We start from the raw sequence: 16,556 nt of genomic DNA, 5'->3' as shown, positions 1-16,556 counted from the left end.
CTCACGCCTCCTGTTCCAGGATGTTCTTGGCTCGGTAGTACTGGTCGTCCTTGAGCCGACCGAACAACACGAGCGACGAGCCCAACGTGTCCGACTGCTCGTACCGGCCCGGGAAGAACATGAGCATCGGCCTTCCCTTGACCACCGACTGCAGGTTGTTCAGCACGTTGTGCGAGCGGATGAACGGGAAGACCTCGCCGATCCCGGTGAGGAAGAAGATGTCGAAGTCGACCGGCGCGAGCCGGTCCCGGATCGCCGGGGCGATGTGCAGCTGTGGGTCGAGCATCCCCTGGAGCATCTCGCGAAAGTCGGCCTTGCCCTGATCCGGCTCGACAGCCAGGACCCGGTCCCAGACGCCCCGCTCCTTGAGTAGCTCGACCGACAAGTCGTAGAGGTTGATCTCGAGGACCGTGACGCCGACGTTGGACAGCCGGTTCCTGATCCGCCTCTTGGCGGCCGCTACGACGAGCGCATCCTCAGGTGGATACGGGTAAATGAAGAACGCAACCTCGTTGCTCAGGCCCTCCATCTGCAGGAAGCGTCGGCCGCTGAGCACCGCGAACAGGTGCTCCTCCTGCTCAGGCAGTGTCTTCGGGATCACAGCGCAGCCCCCAGTCCTTTGGTCTGCTGGGTCGGGAAGAACCGCAAATCACTCGGTGTGCGAGCGCTGAGCACGGCGGCGACTCGCTCGGACAACACGGCAGGCATGATCAAGCGCGCCTCCGACAGCAACTCGGCCTCCTGCAGCATTTTGAACACGTTTGACCTCAGCTTCTGCAGCGTCGAGTCCTTGATTTGGGCCAGCTCCTCGTGCCACAGCGCCTTAGTCCGGACAAAGCTGTCGAAGTCCTCGTATGTGAGCGTCGAGGCCAACAGGAGGAACCGCTCGCGCACAACCTCCTCGGCGAACTCGCCGATCAGGTCGTAGCGACGGCAGGCAGCCACCCAAAGCAGGTGCCCGCGCTCGGTGGTTGTCGCGTCGACAAGCAGCTCGATCTCGTCATCGGCGAGCACAGCGAGTCGCTGGGTGACCTCACGCGCGAGGCGATGCCCCGACGCGACAGTGCGGGCTTGCAGGAGGTTCTCCTCCTCGATCACCGCCCGGACCTTAGACCAGACACCTTCACGCAAGTACAGAGGTGCAGCAATGATCCCCTCTCGCATGAGAAGAGCGCCACTGGTGAACGAAAGCTTGTACCGCGCAGTCCCCGCGGACTCGTCCGCCACGGAGCACCTCCCTTCTAGTGCTAGGGGTCCATCAACGAAGGCGGACCCACCGACACTTCCGCGTGCCCGCCAGTCGCGCGATGGGGTCAGCCATTCGTGCGACCTCGTCCGGTGAGGCAGAGCCCCTGCCAACTCAGTTGTCAACCTCGCTGAAGCCGACCCATCTTTCCAGACCCCATGCCGGCAGCTCCGGCTGGCTGTCACGACTCGCACCATGTCCCCTGCTACTCGCCAGCGCTCACGCCGAGCGCGGCTGTGAGGCGCTTCCGCATCCGCGCCTTCCGCTCCCCGAAGAAGCCGAGAAAACCGGCCATGTCGTCGGGCAAACCGGTCAAGTCGTTGTCCCGCACGTATGTCTCGCGCTCGGCGTCGGTGGCAAAGGCGGTCGAAAGCCACTCGGCGGGGAGCCTCGCGCGCTTCTCGACGTTCGGGACGCCGCCGAGCAGCTGCAGGTTGGGCAGCAGATCGGCGCAAGCTTCGTACTGCTCGATGAGCTCCTCGGCTACGCCGGCCTCGCGGAGCTGCTTCCGGCGGAACCGCACGCGGGGGAAGATGTGGTCCTCGTGGAACTCCTTCGAGAGATTGAGCCCCGGGTAGAGCAGGGCCAGCACGGGGAAGGTACGGGGACTCGCGTACTTGAGCTCCAGCAGCTCGTCGATCTCAGTCGGGTCGAACGCCAGCGACTTTCCGAAGGCGGCCATCTCCTTCTCGATTTCGATGGCCGGGAACCCGCCCGCCCCATGGGTGTCGATTACCTGCCGGATACGACCGAGGAGACTGTCGAGGCCAGAACCCCAGATGCCCCGTTTAACCAGGGAACGCGTAACCCACTGCCGGACGGCAAGGCGGTCCGTTGCGTCTGCGCCGGTATCCAGGTAGCTGTCGCTGAGCTCGCGCCGAGCGAAATAGTAGGCCAGGGGCACCACGACGCTGGCCGCGGTCAGTGTACGTGCGGTGAAGCCGAACGTCTCAAGGAGTGCGGCGGCCCGGGTCAGAGCGGCCCGAGTGGCACCCCACGAGTCTTCGACCTTGCGCATGTTGCTCTCGGTGAAGTTGGAGACCCGGAACCGCAGGTCGACGCCTGCCACCATCAGAGCGGTCTTGAGAACTACGTCCTTCGAGAAGGAGAATGCCCTCGACCCCCCCGTGTTGAGCTCCTGTACCAGCTTGCGGACCTCCTCGCGAGCGTCGAGGTGCCGCCACTGATTGGTGGCCATCGACAGCAGCAGATCGGAGTATGACAGCGTCGTGCCGCCGCTGTTGACTCGCACAAAGATGTCGAGGACTTTGTCTGCGTCTTGGGTCTGCTCGAGGAAGTAATTGATCGGTTTTCGAACCCGGACCGCCTCATAGAGGTCGTAGAGCCGCTGGTAGCAGTCCGCACTGCTCATGTCGAGGTTGCGGCTGGTGAGCTCGCCATACAGAGCCGGTCCGGCGTTAGCAAGGTTGAGGACCCTACCCACGCGGTACCAGCGGTCAGGCTCGCCGCCCTTTGGCCGAGCCTCCTCGTCGGTGAGGAACCTCAGGTCGTATCGCAGCCCCAACTCATTAGTGTCCGCGGCCTCTTGCAGATTCAAGTAAAGCGACTTCTTGGGGAACGCGTCGGAACTGCTCCACCACGCGTACTTCCGCTTCTCCGCGTGACTGCCATAGATCGCGATGTTGAGAGCGGTGAGTCGCTGTTGGCCGTCAAGCACGGCCGTGACGCCGCTGCCTGCCGGCACAGTTGCCCTCATTGCGTAGGGTTTGTCGCGCTCGTGGTAGTGGGTGAGGAAGTCGTAGAAGGTGAAGTTGGTGACGATTTCCGACCCTACCTTCCAAAGCAGGAAGGAGCCGATCGGGTAGCCACGCATGAGGCTGTCAAAGAGCTGGCGAATCTGGTCAGGGTTCCAAACGAACTCACGCTGGATGGCGGGAAGAAGGTACTCCTTGCGGTGGATTGCGCTCAGGATCTCTTCTACCGTTACCGGGGTCTGGAAGGCCATTACTCTCTTCTCCCTCGGCCGACTCCTCGGCGGTCATTGGCAACAGACGGGATAGAAGTGAACGATCACGTATGGCCTGATGGGATTTTGTGGGCCGTCAGCCGAGCCAGCACTGACTGATTCGCTTCCCATCCGTCGGGGAACTTGACCGGCACGTTTAGGTGCATCGGCTCCGCCGACGGGTGGGCGTCGAGCAGCTCCGCGATCCCAGCCCGGGCCACCACGACGCAAGCCTGCCGATGCCGGGACGTCAGTACGCACAGCCGCCCCGACTCCAAATGGAAGGCGCTCGCGTCCCGTCGCCCAGACAGCGGGTGCAGCACAATCGTCACGTCGTACTCCCTGCCCTGGAGCCGGTTCGCGGTGTCAACGGTGATGTCCGCGCCAGCCGCGCCAAGCTGCGCGCGGATGGCCGCCACCTGGTCCCGGTGCGCGGCTCCGATAGCAATTCGCTCCGCGGTGACCGGCGCTCCCCCCGGTTCGCGCTCCGAGACCGCAACCGCTCCCCGTTCCAACACCCGCCGTGCCAGGGCAGCGCACGCCCCGGCCGCCTCCGCGTCCGTCCGCAGCGTGTGCCGCGCTGGCAGCTCATACAGCGCCCACCCGGTCGCCGCCGCCGTCTCCACGGCCGCGTCGACGTGCCCATACCCAAACCCGGTCGTGGTGAACGACAGCGACCGCTCGCCATCGGTCGTCCCGGCCCGGAACCCGGTGAAGGGGTAGAACGCTTCAGCCACCACCGGCGCCGCCGAAGGAGGCAGTCGCCACGACACCGGTAGCCGGTGCACCGGCAACTCCGGGTTGTGCCGCAGCAGTGCGGCGACGGCGGACTGCATCGGGTCCCAGGTCAGCCCGGTCCACCGCTCGGTGTCAACGGTAGAGAACGGGTCGAGCTGACCGGGATCACCGACGAACAGCGCCCGCTCGAACCGGCCCGCCACGCGCAGCAGGGCGTCAGACCGCATCTGGTACGCCTCGTCGACGATCGCCCACGGCCAGCAGCCCTCGGACACCATGGCCCACTTCGCGGCCGTACCGATGATGACGGACGGACCGCCGAGGTCGGCGACCTTAGCGGCGACCCGGACGGTGGTGTACTGCTTGATCCGGTCGGTCGCCCTGTAGTCGGTCGCCGAGAGCCGCCCAATATGCAGCTCGGGCGCCTTCTGCGCCAGGCGGTCGATCAGGTCGTCGACCTGCTCGTTGGTCTGCGCGATCACGATCAGCGCCTCGCCGGCGCGGGCCAGCTCGGCGGCGGCGCGGACGACGAGGGTCGACTTGCCAGCCCCGGGCGGCGAATCGACCACGACGCCGCGGTGCAGGCCGGAGCGTAGGTCGGCCAGCACGTCGGTGATGACGCGCTCGGCCTGGACCGACGGCGGGTCCGCCGGCGCGTCCGGCAAGAGCAGGGTGGTCATGGTGGTCACCGCCGCGTCGCGGTGTCGAAGTCGAACTGCCGCAGCCGGTGGCGGGCGATGTCGAGCTCGTCCGGGGTGAAGAGCGACGCGTACTCGTCCGTGACCACCAGGGCCTCCACCGTGAGGTCGAGTCGCCCGCGCTCCCACAGCGCCGCAAACCCGTCCGAGACGACCGGGCTGGCGAGCAGCTTTCTGGCGGTGGTGAGCCCACCGTGCTCGGCGATCATGCCGAGGAAGTAGGTGGCGTTGTAGGCAGCCTCGCGCCGCGCCGCCTCGTACACCCCGCGCATCGCCCGCTCGAAGTCCGGGACCGTCCCCTGGCCGCCGCCGGACTGGGCCGGCACGATCGGCGCATCCTCCGAACCGTTGGTCGTCTCGGCGTCGGCGTCCGGCTCCTCGACGAGCGGCTCAGCGTCAGCGAGTCCCGCCGCCTGTTCGTTGCGCCGGGCCACGTAACCGCGGAGGGCGTCGACCGAGGTGAAGACCTCGTAGCCGAGCTCCTCCATCCGGGCCAGCTCCGGGTTGGTGTCCAGCTCCAACACGACGGGGTTACCCAGCCCCGGCTGCAACCCGTCCGGCCAGTAGGCTTCGGCGACGCCCAGAGACCGACCGGTGGCCGGATCGGCAATCTCGCTGTCCAGCGCCGGCTCGGCACAGCCAGCACCGACGAGCTCCTCCACGAGGGCCTTCACCTGCCCCGCGCGGACGTCGTCGCCCTCCTCCTCGGCGACCACGACCACCGGTCGCAGCGGCTCGGCGGCCGGCTTGGTGCCGTCCCGGAGGCCGGCGAGGAACCCGTTGGCGGCGTTGGCCAGCAGCTCCCGGCGGGCGGCGAGGAAGTCCAGGTAGCGGTCGGGCCGCCACAGCTGCGGGTCGGTCGGGATCCACTGGGATTCGAGAGCGCCCGGGTGCTTCTGCTCGGTCTCGGCGAAGTAGTCCTCCGGCGGCCGCTTGCCGATCGCGAGGTTGGTCTGCTGGGTCAGGAAGGAGAAGTTGGCGACGGCGTTGACCTCGGACCGGCCGTAGCCGTGCTTGTAAAGCAGCGCCTTCGGGAAGATGTGGTGGACCTGCAGCGAGGTGAGGTGGCCCAGCATCTCGCTCTTGAGTTCCAGGCCGGAGCCGAAGTCGCGGGCGCCGAGCACCCGGGTGAGCAGGTAGAGCAGCGGGTAGAAGCGGGAGCCGCGGCCGAAGCCCTCGAAGTCCTGGCCGTCGATGACCAGGTTGCCGCCGCGCCAACGGGCCAGGCTGGTGATCAGGCCGTCGATGCCGCTGCGGGCGACCGTCTCGTAGTCCTGGGTCAGGATCGTCTCGGTCGAGCCGGCGAAGCGTCCCCACAGCGCGGCGTGGATGTACCAGAAGAGCATCCGGTCGCGCTGGGTCGCGTCGGCGAACGTGCCGCCGTTGAGGTGCAGGAAGCGGGAGACCACCGGGAAGGCGTAGCGACCCATTAGCACCCGGTCGTGGTCCAGACCGAGCCGGCCGGAGACCACGTCGAGGAAGCCGCTGATGTAGCGCTCGCTCGAGGTCAGAGCCTGCGCGAAGTCGGTCGAGCCGACCCCCTCCAGGAACTCAAACTGGGCCCGGCCCGTCGCTACCGCGTTGACGTTCCGCAGCAGCCAGTCGAGGTTGAACTGGAACCCAGCGGTCGACCAGGTGCCGAGGTGCTTGCGCATCGTCGAGCGAGCCTCGGGCCAGTCGGCGCAGATCTTCGCCAGTGCCAGGTCGCCCTTGGACAGCTTGGTGCCGCCCGAGTTGACCCGGTTGAAGATGTCGACGACGACCTCGACACCCTTGTCCGCACCGGTGATCTTCTCCTGGTGGAACTCGCGCTCGAGGAGATTGCGCAGCCGGCTGAGCCGGGTCATGTACGGCACGATTCGCGGCGCAACGGACGGGTCGGCGTTCAGCTTCCCGATCTGCGCTTCCAGTCCCTCGACGAAGAGCGCAGTGACGTCGACCCAGGTGGGGTCGTCCTTCATCTTCGCCGGCGCGTAGAACTCGAAGGTCTCCTCCTCGACGTTGAACCGCAGCCCGGTGAAGGCGGCCGGATCACCCTCGAAGAACGCCGGCGGCTTGCCGCGGACCACTCCGTAGAGGGAGGTGATCCGCTGCTGGCCGTCGAGGAGCAGCAGCTTCACCCCACCGCCGACGTGGTCGCTGCCCCGCACCGAGCCATGGTCGGCTTCCGTCTCCCACACCAGCAGCCCGCCGACGGGGAAGCCGAGGTAGAGCGAGCGCATCAGGCCGCGTACCTGATCCCGGTTCCACACGTAGCCGCGCTGGAACTCGGGCAACAGCACGGTGCCCGAGTCGATCTGGTCGAGGATGGTGCCCAACTTGCTCATGTCAGTTCCCCCACGGATCTGAACGTTTGGTCATCAAGTGCTGGTGCGGCGTGCGGGTTAGATCACGACCAATCCTCGCGGGCGTCCTCGGCGGTCGGTGCGCTGTCCTCGTACGGCGCCGGCGGGCCGCCGTGGGTCCACGGCGTCTCCTCCCGGGACGGGAAGGCGCCCGGCGGCATGAAGGAGTCACTCAGCGTGGTGTAGCAGATCAGCTTCCCCACCTCCGGCACGGTGCCAGGGGCCGGGGTGAGCGAGCGCCCCATCCCGCCGGTCAGCTCCAACACGACCGCAGTCGTCCCGTCGTCGCGTTGAGCCACCGACATCACCCGCGCTTTCTGCCCGTTGGGTTGCTCGGGCGAGAACAGCGTCGTGCCCGGCGTGACCAGCACCGGGTCGTCGGTGGTCACCGCGATCCATGGCCGCAGCGCGCGCCGCTTCCCGCTGTCGTCAATCCGCGTCGGGTGGGCGCTGGTCACCTCCCCGACGAACGCCTCCCCGGTGAGCCGGTAGTCGGCCATCACCATCGGGTCGTCGTAGGCCCGCTGCACGTCGTACGAGGTCAGCGCCCGCTCCATGCGGTGCAGCTTCCTGGCCGCGGCGACCGCTCCGTCGCGCCGCGGCTGTGGGAACCCGTCCTCGTCAAGGTGCTCGGTGAAGTTGGTGAAGGCGTCCCGGTCTTCCGCCCAGCGTTTGGGCACGTGCGCTCCGGCGGGCAGCTCCCGCAGCAGCGAGATGGCCTGCCACATCTGTCGCCAGGTCGGCTCAAGCTGCGAACGCAGGATGTCTTCCAGCTCGTCTCGACGCCGAGCCACCTGCGAGTCGGTGGCCACCGCCCGGTCGTACGCGGCCATGGCCGGGGCCAGCACCTCGTTGTCGAAGGTCGGGTCGGTGGCCGGACCCGCCGGCGGCCAGTTCACGGGATCCTCGGCCGCGACAGCCGCTTCGGCGCCGGTCATGCCCGGCGGAGGCGTGATCCAGGCCAGGAGCGCGGCCAATTGGGCGTCCTCGAGTGGGCTCTGCCCGGTGGCCCAGTGCATCGAGAGCGACTGGGTCATCGCCAGCAGCGTCGAGGAGCCAGGATGTTCGGCTTGCTCGGCGAAATAGGTTAGCCAGCGGCCGAGCAGCGGCACCGACGGATCCACCGGGTAGTCGCCGTCGGTGCGGCGGAATCGGGTGGACCGGCCGAAGAGCCGGGTAAAGCCGACTCCGCCGGGGTTGGGCACGAGGAGCTGTGGCGCGTCGGCGTACCGGTGGCGAGTGTCCTTGCCCTTATTTGTCGGCACCGCCTCCACGTCGCTGTAGAAGCCATGGACGTAGGGAACGACGACCCCGGCCAACTCGGCGGCGAACGCGAACCGCTGGTCGCGGTTCCGGGGCTGCGGCACGATCAGCAGCGTTGGATCGTTCAGGTTGTCGCCCACCATCGCGGCGAGCGGCGCGTTGGCCTCGCCCGCCATGGTGAGCGGGATGAAGACCAGGGGTCGGTCAGCGATGTGCAGATGGCGCACGGTGGTGGTGCGCTGGGCGACGCCCTCGACCACGGCCTCCGCCCGCGCCAGGCTGGTCAGGGTGCTCATCCGGCCACCCCGCTCATCAGCTCGGCCCGCAGCCGCGCGGCAGCGCGCAGCAGCTCGGCGGCCTCCTGCTGATCCTCGGCCGGCGCGAGCTGGTTGCGGGCGATAGCCAACGCCGTTTCCACCCGCTCGATGCCACCCATCTCATCCCGCGCGGACTTGCCCAGCGCCGACGTGCAGCCGCGAGCCTCGTGCCGGCAGAAGTACGCCAGCTCGCAGCTGGCCAGACACTCCGGCGAGTACCGGGCCTCGACGGCCTCGAGGGCGGCGACCAGCGCGGCCGGCGAGCGGGTGGGCACCCCGTTGTCGTCGGGCGCGAAGTCGAAGCTGAGCGTGGCCGGCAGTTCGGCCAGCAGCGCGTCGATCCGGGTCATCCGGGACAACTGCCGATGCAGCACGGCGAGCTGCTTGCGAACGTCGATCCGCACCGCCATCGGCTGGTTGGAGAAGTCCCGGGGGCAGACCAGTACGACGTCATGCGAAACGATCTCCGGGTCGTACCCGGCCTCGCCGAGCAGCTCGCGCATGGCCAGCACGTAAACGGCCGCCTGGATCGCGGCGGCCGCGACCTTGCCCGGGTCGGCCTGCCCGTCGATGACCGCGAACGACTTGATCTCCACCACGTGGAACTGCCCGTCGTGCTGGAACGCGATCAGGTCCGGCTCCAGGTAGGCCTGCTGGCCGGCGACCTCGAGCCGCAGCAGCGGGTGGTCGAAGAGGGTGCCGGCACCCTCGGCCTGGGCGGCGGCCCGGGTGAGCAGGGCGCGCGAGCGGGCGTACCGAAGGTCCTGGCTCTCGTGGCCGGCGACCGACTCCAGGTCGTCGTAGGAGACCTCGGGGATCTCCAGGTCGAGCCGCTCACGCAGCAGCCGCAGCAGCTCGGCGCAGCCGTTCGCCTTGACCTGCGCCTCGAAGACGTTGCCGCGGGTGATGGCGAACTGCGACTGGCCGAAGCGGGCCGGGTAGTCGACGTAGGCGGCCAGCCGCTGCTTGTCGACGCCCGCGCAGTCGAGCACCGCCCGACGAGCGCAGCCCGGGTTCGTGGTCAGGGCGGCGATGGTCCGGGCGTTGTGCCGGCTCGGGACGCCTCCGCCCCGAATCGCGGCCAGCCGCTGGCCAACGTTGGTCATGCCGTCCCCCTGAGTACGCGCAGCTTGCTGCCGAAAAGCTGCTCGGCCTCGTCCATCTGCCGGCGGGCACGGTCGGCCGCCGCTTCCCGCTGCGACTGGTCGGCCACCACATGAACGTCGAGTTCGGCCTGGGCGGCCTTGATAACGGTGGCCGCGTCTACCGCCCCGTGCGGTTGGGCCGCTCCCGGGATGGTGGTGGCGAACCGCCAGAGCAGCCGGGTAACCCCCGAATCTTCCTCAAGCATCCTCGTCGCCCGTTCCGCCACCTTGATGGCGGCTGTCAGGAAGTCGACACGGAGGCTGAGCGGCCCGATGATGCGCCGCTCTAGCGGCCAGGTGGAAATCGCGAGCAGGCCCCGGGCCGGGGCCAGGTGCTCGGCGGTGAGCGCAGAGCAGAGGTAGTACGGCCGGGAGTGCCGTGCCGTACGGAAGGACCGCTCCTCGTCCCGACGCAGGTGAGTGAGCTTGCCCGCTACGATCCCGGTTGCACTCGCTCCGTAGAAGGCGGCCTGCACCTCGGCGATCAGCTTCGGCGCGGCCGGCACCGACAGCAGGGTGAGCGCGTGGTGGACCTGCTCGCGCACCGGCACCAACGGCGCTTGCGGCTTCGACGGCGCGGTGTCAAGCTCCGCCTCGTCGGCGAGGTCCGTCAGGGACTGCTCCCAATCCCTTTCAGCACTTCGCAGCTCAGCCCGTAGCCCCCGGGCTCGGGCTGGGTCACGGGCCATCACCGCCCGGCGGACCGCGGCTCGCAGCTCCTCGATCCGGCGCTCGATGTTCTCAATGGAGTCAGCCACGATCAGCATGGTACAAGTTCCAGTGTTTCCCAGCAATCCCCGACAATCGACTATTGCAGAAGCAACGATACGTAGCGTCACGCTCCCGAAGCGAGAACCGTACGGCCCCGAACCACCCCTTACTTGATCGAGTTTCTGACCGGTTGGCTGAGGACAAAGTCGCTCACGACTCCGTAGGCCTTCCTGTCAACGAGCGCGTCGAGCAGGAAGGGTTCGCCGCCCGCTCAAGCAACACCTGCATCGACGTGAGGCTTCTTGTCGCCGTCCCGACAGTGGAGACAGGCGTTCAGGGGGCAGCGCCCCCGGGCCGGCGCCGTTAGTTTGCTCGGATGACGGATCTTGAGCGAGGTGTTTACGAGCACCTGATCACCCGCGAGCTGGCTGATCGCCTCCAGCACGTCAACCCCGCCCTGATCCAGCACCACAAACTCGACCCTGCCGACGCACACACCACCCTCGCCCGCCACATCGCGACCCTGGCGGCGAGAGCCCTGCAAGCCCTCCCCAACGGCGACGACAAGCTCCACCATCAGATCGCGATGGCGAACCAGATCGCGGAAGCCATCGCCGCCCTGAGCCCGAAGGCAGCGACCGATCAGGACCAGGTGACCGACGCCAAGCACCTGCTGCACGCCATCGCCGCCCCACCCACACCACCGGCGCTACCAGCCTTTCCGCAGCGCCCCACCACCCCGCTCTCCACCGGCGCGCTCCTGGTCAACGGCCGCCACCAGCCCCGCATCGGCCACGAGGTCAACCACGAGATGGCGTCGGCCGAGAGCGTCGACCTGCTCTGCGCGTTCATCAAGTGGCACGGCCTCCGCATCGTCGAACCGGCCATCCGCGAGCTGATCGCCCGAGGCGGTCGAGTCCGCGTCATCACCACGACCTACCTCGGCGCGACCGATCAGCGAGCATTGGACCGGCTCAAAGAGCTTGGCGCCGAGGTTAAGGTGTCCTACGAGACGCGGACCACCCGGCTACACGCCAAGGCGTGGCTCTTCCGCCGCGACAACGGCACCACCACCGCGTACGTCGGCTCGTCGAATCTGTCGAAGACCGCCCTGGTGGACGGCGTGGAGTGGAACGTCCGCATCTCGAACATGGAGCAGCCGCACGTCATCGACACGTTCACGGCGACGTTCGAGGACTACTGGAACGACCCCGCGTTCGAGGCGTACGACGCGACCAGGGACGCCGAACGGCTACGGCACGCGTTGAGCGGCGAGCGCCGCGACGATGCCCCGACCGAGATCTCAAACCTGGATGTGCGCCCGTACCCCTATCAGGCCGAGATCCTCGCCGACCTGGACGCCGAGCGGCTGGTGCACGGGCGCTGGCGCAACCTGGTGGTGATGGCCACCGGGACCGGCAAGACGGTGGTGGCCGCCCTCGACTACCGCCGGCTACACAAGGCGGGTCGCGCAGACTCGCTGCTCTTCGTTGCTCATCAGGAGCAGATCCTGCGGCAGAGCCTGTCGACGTTCCGGCAGGTCATGGGCGACGGCAGCTTCGGCGAGACGCTGGTCGCGGGCGAGAAGCCGAACGGTTGGAAGCACGTCTTCGCCTCCATCCAGTCGCTGCACCGCCGCGAGGTCGACCCCGAGGCGTACGACATGGTGATCGTGGACGAGTTCCACCACGCGGAAGCGCCGACGTACACGCGACTGTTGGAGCGATTGCGTCCCCGCGTACTCCTGGGCCTGACCGCGACCCCCGACCGGGCCGACGGCGGCGACGTGCGCCGGTGGTTCGACGGGCGCGCGGCCGTTGAGCTGCACCTGTGGGACGCGTTGGAGCGGCAGTTGTTGGCGCCGTTCCAGTATTTCGGGCTGCACGACGACGTGGACCTGTCGCACGTCACCTGGAAGCGCGGCCAGGGCTACGACCCGACGCAGCTGAGCAACATCTACACCGGCAACGATGCGCGGGCGCGGACGGTGCTGCGGGCGCTCCGCGAGAAGGTTGACGTCGGGCGGATGCGGGCGCTCGGGTTCTGCGTGAGCATCGGGCATGCCGAGTTCATGGCCGCCTGGTTCAGTGAGCGCGGCGTACCGTCGGCGGCGGTGACCTCGCGGGCCGGCACCGATCGGGCTGGGCTGTTGCGGGACTTCAAGGCCGGCAAGCTGCGGGTGCTCTTCACCGTGGACCTGTTCAACGAGGGCGTCGACCTGCCGATGGTCGACACGATCCTGATGCTGCGGCCCACCGAGAGCGCCACGATCTTCCTGCAACAGCTGGGCCGTGGCCTGCGCCTCGACGACGACAAGCCCTGCCTCACGGTGCTCGACTTCATCGGTGGGCAGCACGCGAACTTCCGGTTCGACCTGCGCTGGCGTGCCCTGACCGGGGTCAGCCGGCGGGCGATCACCGAGGCGGTCCGCGACGACTTCCCGAGCCTGCCCAGCGGCTGTCACGTCGAGCTGGATCGGGTGGCGAAGGAGGTGGTGCTCGCCAACCTGCGATCGGCGCTGCCCACCTCGAAGGCCGGCCTCGTGTCTGAGCTGCGGCAACTCGGTGACGTCAGCCTCGCGACGTTCCTCAGGGAGACCGGCCTGGAGATCGAGGACGTGTACCGCTCGGCCAGCATCGGCGGCTGGACGGGGCTGCGGCGGTTCGCCGGCATCGAGACGTCACACCCGGTCCCGATGACCGGGAGTTGGGCCGGGCCATCGGTCGCATGCTGCACACCGACGACGTCGACCGGCTAGAGCTGCTGACGAGGGTCGCGGCCGGACCGTCCGCGCCAGGTCAGCAGGTGTACGCAGGCAACAGCCGACTGCTGGACATGCTGCACTTCAGCCTCTGGGGACCGAACGTCCCCCTCGCAACGCGCGACGAACGGCTGACGCGACTGTGGAAAGAACCGGCCCGCTGTGCCGAGTTGCGGCAGGTCGCCGAGGTGCTGCGGGACCGCATCCACCGGGTGACGCCGACCGCGGCTCCGGGGGCGGTGCCGCTGCGGGTGCACGCCCGCTACAGCCGCAACGAGGCTTGCGCCGCCTTCGGGATGACGAACCCCGGGTCACTGCGCGAGGGGGTGAAGTGGCTGCCCGACGCCCAGGCCGACCTGTTCTTCGTCACCCTGGTCAAGTCCGAGGCCCACTACTCCCCCACCACCATGTACGCCGACCGGGCCATCACCGACACCCTGTTCCAGTGGGAGTCGCAGAGCACGACTTCTGCGTCATCGGCGACCGGGCAGCGCTACACGTCGGGCGGCTCGACCGTGCACCTCTTCGTTCGGGAAACCCGCATCGCCGACCGCGACCTGGGCGCACCGCCGTACCTCTACGCCGGCACCATGACGTACGAGTCGCACAGCGGTGACCGACCCATGCGCGTCCTGTGGCAGCTCCGCCACCCCCTACCCGCCGACGTGTACGCCACCGCCCGAACGATCGCCGCCTAGCCAGGCTTCGTCGTACGCCCCACCGCCGTCGGGTCGTCGAGTGGGATCTGGCTTGGGTTCTCCGTTATGGCCGGCCGTTGATCGAGGCGCGGACGCTGGGCGCCAACGGGTTGGTCGCGGTGAGGTCGCGCGGCAGCAGGTCGAAGCCCTGCCAGTGCATGGGCATCGGGCTCTGGTCCTCGTCCCGCGGCATGTGGTGGAAACCGACCCGGACCCAGGCCACCGGATCGGTCAAGGGTTCGCCATCGACGTACTGGAGGATCGAGCGTCCGACACACTCCGGGTCGATGTTGAAGGTGGCGAAGCGCTCGCAGCTGCGCTGCTGGGTGAAGGTGACGTCTGGCACCGTCTCGGGGCGCGCCTCATAGACCTCACCAGCGCCCAGGTCGATCTCGTAGGACCGGGGGTGTCCGTCGCTGTTCGGGCTGCTCGGGCTGGCCACCCGCCACCACCGGCGGTTGGCCGACCGCAGGTTCGCCTCGACAGCGATGTCGGTACGGGTGGTCGCCAGGATTGGTGCGCGCCGGCCCTGGTCGCCGGTTGGTGCGGTGTCGTACTGCTCGACTCGCTCCTGGCCCTGGTCGGCGAGGTCGAAGTCGACCCGCCAGAAGGCGTTGTGGTGGTGTGCGGTGGCGTAATCCGTCTGGCCGGGGCCGATCGGCCATCCCGCCCTGGAGATCGTGTAGTCGTTGGGCGACAAGTCACCGGTCGCGCCCAGCCGGGCGGTGATGCGTCCGTTGTCGGCGAGGCGGTACTCGGTGACGTATTCGTACCAGCCGACCTTGGAGACCGATCGGAGCACCAGGTCGTGGCCCTGCCGGGTGAGCGCCTGACCGGAGTCGGTGTCCAGCGATCGTTGCGCCGGGCCAAGGTCGTCGACGACCACGCAGAGCACCCGGGCCCCTGGCTCTCCGGCGCCGCTGTAGGTGGGTCGACGTGACCCGTTCGGGCATTCCCTGGGTGCCAGCGGCTGCACGGCTTCCCCGCCGAAGCCGAAGGAGGTGATGTCGTTCCACTCCGTCATGCCGGAGTCGTAGGGGACGTTGAGCTGCGCCAGGGTGATGGACTTCAGCACCGGCAACCGCTCGGGGTGCCCCCGGAAGGCGACCGCCACCTGCTCCAGCACCAGGCCGGTCCGAGCGTCGATGCGCCAGCAGAGCTGCCACCGGGTGCCGCCGGGCAGCGTTTCGCGCACCATGGCGCCGTCCCCGCACTGCCCGGCGGGCGGCGCGGTCCGGCCCGGTGCAGCCGCCCCGAGTGTGGTCAGGGCCAGCACGGCAGTCAGTGCGATCGTCAACTTGCGCATGTCGTCCCCCGAGGTGTTCGTTTAGCCGAGCCGGACGACGGTGCGCCCGGACAAATCCACCACGACGTCGGTCAGGTCCAGGTACGGCTGCCCCGCCGGGAGGGGCAGGAGCATCAGGCACCGGTGCTCGCCGCACGCGTCGGCCGCCGCCCCGCCCCGCGCCTTCGGGCCGCCGCCCTGGGCCACGAAGACCTGCGCCTCGATCGAGAGCTGGCCCGGCGAGGTGAATTCCGTGCCGGTGGCCGTACGGAAGCGCTGCCGCAGCAGCTCGGCGGCCGGGTCGGCGAGCAGCAGAGCGAGCGCCGCCTCGGTCTCCCGCGCGGTGGCGGGTGGCTGCATCCGGGTCGCGGCGAAGGTGGCCTCGACTCGTCCGCCGGGCACGTCGATGACGCGTTTGACGAGCTGATCGGTGGCGTAGTCGTACAGGAGAACGTCGGCGTGCCGACGGTCGGCGCCGGACGGGTCGGCCAGCTCCACGGACAGAAGTTCCGGTCCGGCGGCACCGGTCACGTCGCGGGCCTGGCCGGACAGCGCCGGGTCGGTCGCGATCCGAGTGGCCAGCGCGACCTCCGTCGGTGTCAACGGATCCCGCCCGGACCCCGCCGTGGGGACCTCGCCGGGCGTGGGATCGGAGACCCGGGGCGCCTCACCGCCCGAGCCAGCGACCGCCACACCGGGCGGTGCCGACCGGAGCAGCCAGCCGGCCAGGGTGAGGGTGATCAGAGCGATCAGGACGGCTGCCAGCCGTCGGCCCACACCGGCCCGGTCGTACCCCTGCTGGGCTGGCCGGAGGGCGATCGGGTCGGACGGTCGCCCGTCGGCCGGTTCGGACATGGAGACCTCCTGGATCACGGTCGGCCCGCTCGCCTTCGGCCACGGGCCAACGACCAGCCAGCCAGGACGCAGACGCCGAGGCAGAGCAGCACGACCACAAGCCGGGTCACGCGCTCGGCGGTGCCGTCGACGCCGGTCAGCAGCGGCACCCCCACCGCCACGGCGATGAAGAACGGCAGCAGGGTGGCGAGCCACAGGTTCGCCGTACGCATGTCGAGTTTCTTGGGTTGCACCGCGACTCCCGGAAACGGGCCGCCGTAGGGGCGGCGGGGGTCGGCGTGCCGGCCGGGTCAGCAGCCCGGCCGGCACGCCGTCGATCCTCAGCGCCGACGAAGCGGGAGGAACGTCGCCAGCAACCAGACCGTGATCACCGCGACGGCCACCGCGATGCCGCTGCCGAACTGGTCGCGGGCCGCCGAGATCACCAGGATGGCGGCAATCACCAAGCCCACGAGGGCTGCGGTGAACAGCCGACCGGCCCGCGGAGAGCCGTTTCCGGCTGTGCGTCGCGCTGTCATGACAACCCCC

12 protein-coding genes and 1 pseudogene are annotated in these 16,556 nt (G+C 68.7%); 1 reads left to right on the top strand and 12 read right to left on the bottom strand.

Translation table 11 applies throughout. From position 1 onward, the window contains the following. Nucleotide 1: 1 nt before the first annotated feature. The 8 genes from ABTW72_RS30090 to ABTW72_RS30055 form a co-directional block, all read right to left on the bottom strand. Complete coding sequence (locus ABTW72_RS30090) at nucleotides 2–601, bottom strand: DUF1788 domain-containing protein (RefSeq protein ID WP_350864595.1); 600 nt, start codon at nucleotides 599–601, stop codon at nucleotides 2–4. Continuing rightward, on the bottom strand, nucleotides 598–1,443 hold the full coding sequence (locus ABTW72_RS30085; protein WP_502892269.1) for a DUF1819 family protein: 846 nt from the start codon (nucleotides 1,441–1,443) through the stop codon (nucleotides 598–600). The genes ABTW72_RS30090 and ABTW72_RS30085 overlap by 4 nt, the downstream gene beginning before the upstream one ends. 8 nt (nucleotides 1,444–1,451) lie before the next feature. Next, the gene (locus tag ABTW72_RS30080; RefSeq protein WP_350864589.1) at nucleotides 1,452–3,212 is read right to left on the bottom strand and encodes a DUF262 domain-containing protein; all 1,761 of its coding nucleotides are present in this window, start codon (nucleotides 3,210–3,212) and stop codon (nucleotides 1,452–1,454) included. A 65-nt stretch (nucleotides 3,213–3,277) separates the two neighbouring features. Continuing rightward, nucleotides 3,278–4,630, bottom strand: a complete 1,353-nt coding sequence (locus ABTW72_RS30075; RefSeq protein WP_350864587.1) for an AAA domain-containing protein — start codon at nucleotides 4,628–4,630, stop codon at nucleotides 3,278–3,280. Between the two features lie 5 nt (nucleotides 4,631–4,635). Continuing rightward, nucleotides 4,636–6,975, bottom strand: coding sequence for a GmrSD restriction endonuclease domain-containing protein (locus ABTW72_RS30070; protein WP_350864584.1), 2,340 nt, complete (start codon nucleotides 6,973–6,975; stop codon nucleotides 4,636–4,638). Nucleotides 6,976–7,037: 62 nt separating this feature from the next. Then, entirely contained in the window at nucleotides 7,038–8,552 is a 1,515-nt protein-coding gene (locus ABTW72_RS30065) for a hypothetical protein (RefSeq protein ID WP_350864581.1), read from the bottom strand. After that, entirely contained in the window at nucleotides 8,549–9,679 is a 1,131-nt protein-coding gene (locus ABTW72_RS30060) for a hypothetical protein (RefSeq protein ID WP_350864578.1), read from the bottom strand. Before ABTW72_RS30060 ends, ABTW72_RS30065 begins: the two co-directional genes overlap by 4 nt. Further along, on the bottom strand, nucleotides 9,676–10,476 hold the full coding sequence (locus ABTW72_RS30055) for a hypothetical protein (protein WP_502892268.1): 801 nt from the start codon (nucleotides 10,474–10,476) through the stop codon (nucleotides 9,676–9,678). The genes ABTW72_RS30060 and ABTW72_RS30055 overlap by 4 nt, the downstream gene beginning before the upstream one ends. A gap of 329 nt (nucleotides 10,477–10,805) precedes the next feature. Here ABTW72_RS30055 and ABTW72_RS30050 point away from each other — a divergent pair. Next, nucleotides 10,806–13,888: pseudogene (locus ABTW72_RS30050) on the top strand (DUF3427 domain-containing protein). A gap of 64 nt (nucleotides 13,889–13,952) precedes the next feature. Here the strand turns inward: ABTW72_RS30050 and ABTW72_RS30045 are convergent. From ABTW72_RS30045 to ABTW72_RS30030, 4 genes are all read right to left on the bottom strand, one after another. Next, nucleotides 13,953–15,194: a copper amine oxidase gene (locus tag ABTW72_RS30045; protein ID WP_350864575.1), complete on the bottom strand. Its 1,242-nt coding sequence runs from the start codon at nucleotides 15,192–15,194 to the stop codon at nucleotides 13,953–13,955. 21 nt (nucleotides 15,195–15,215) lie between these two features. Further along, complete coding sequence (locus ABTW72_RS30040; RefSeq protein ID WP_350864572.1) at nucleotides 15,216–16,028, bottom strand: hypothetical protein; 813 nt, start codon at nucleotides 16,026–16,028, stop codon at nucleotides 15,216–15,218. A gap of 14 nt (nucleotides 16,029–16,042) precedes the next feature. After that, a complete protein-coding gene (locus ABTW72_RS30035) occupies nucleotides 16,043–16,261 on the bottom strand; it encodes a hypothetical protein (protein WP_350864570.1) in 219 nt (72 codons plus the stop codon). An 87-nt stretch (nucleotides 16,262–16,348) separates the two neighbouring features. Further along, nucleotides 16,349–16,546, bottom strand: a complete 198-nt coding sequence (locus tag ABTW72_RS30030; RefSeq protein WP_350864567.1) for a hypothetical protein — start codon at nucleotides 16,544–16,546, stop codon at nucleotides 16,349–16,351. Nucleotides 16,547–16,556: the final 10 nt, after the last annotated feature.

It is taken from the genome of Micromonospora sp. NPDC127501 (assembly GCF_040302185.1).
GTDB lineage: Bacteria > Actinomycetota > Actinomycetes > Mycobacteriales > Micromonosporaceae > Micromonospora.
This window is presented reverse-complemented; position numbering and strand designations above follow the sequence as displayed.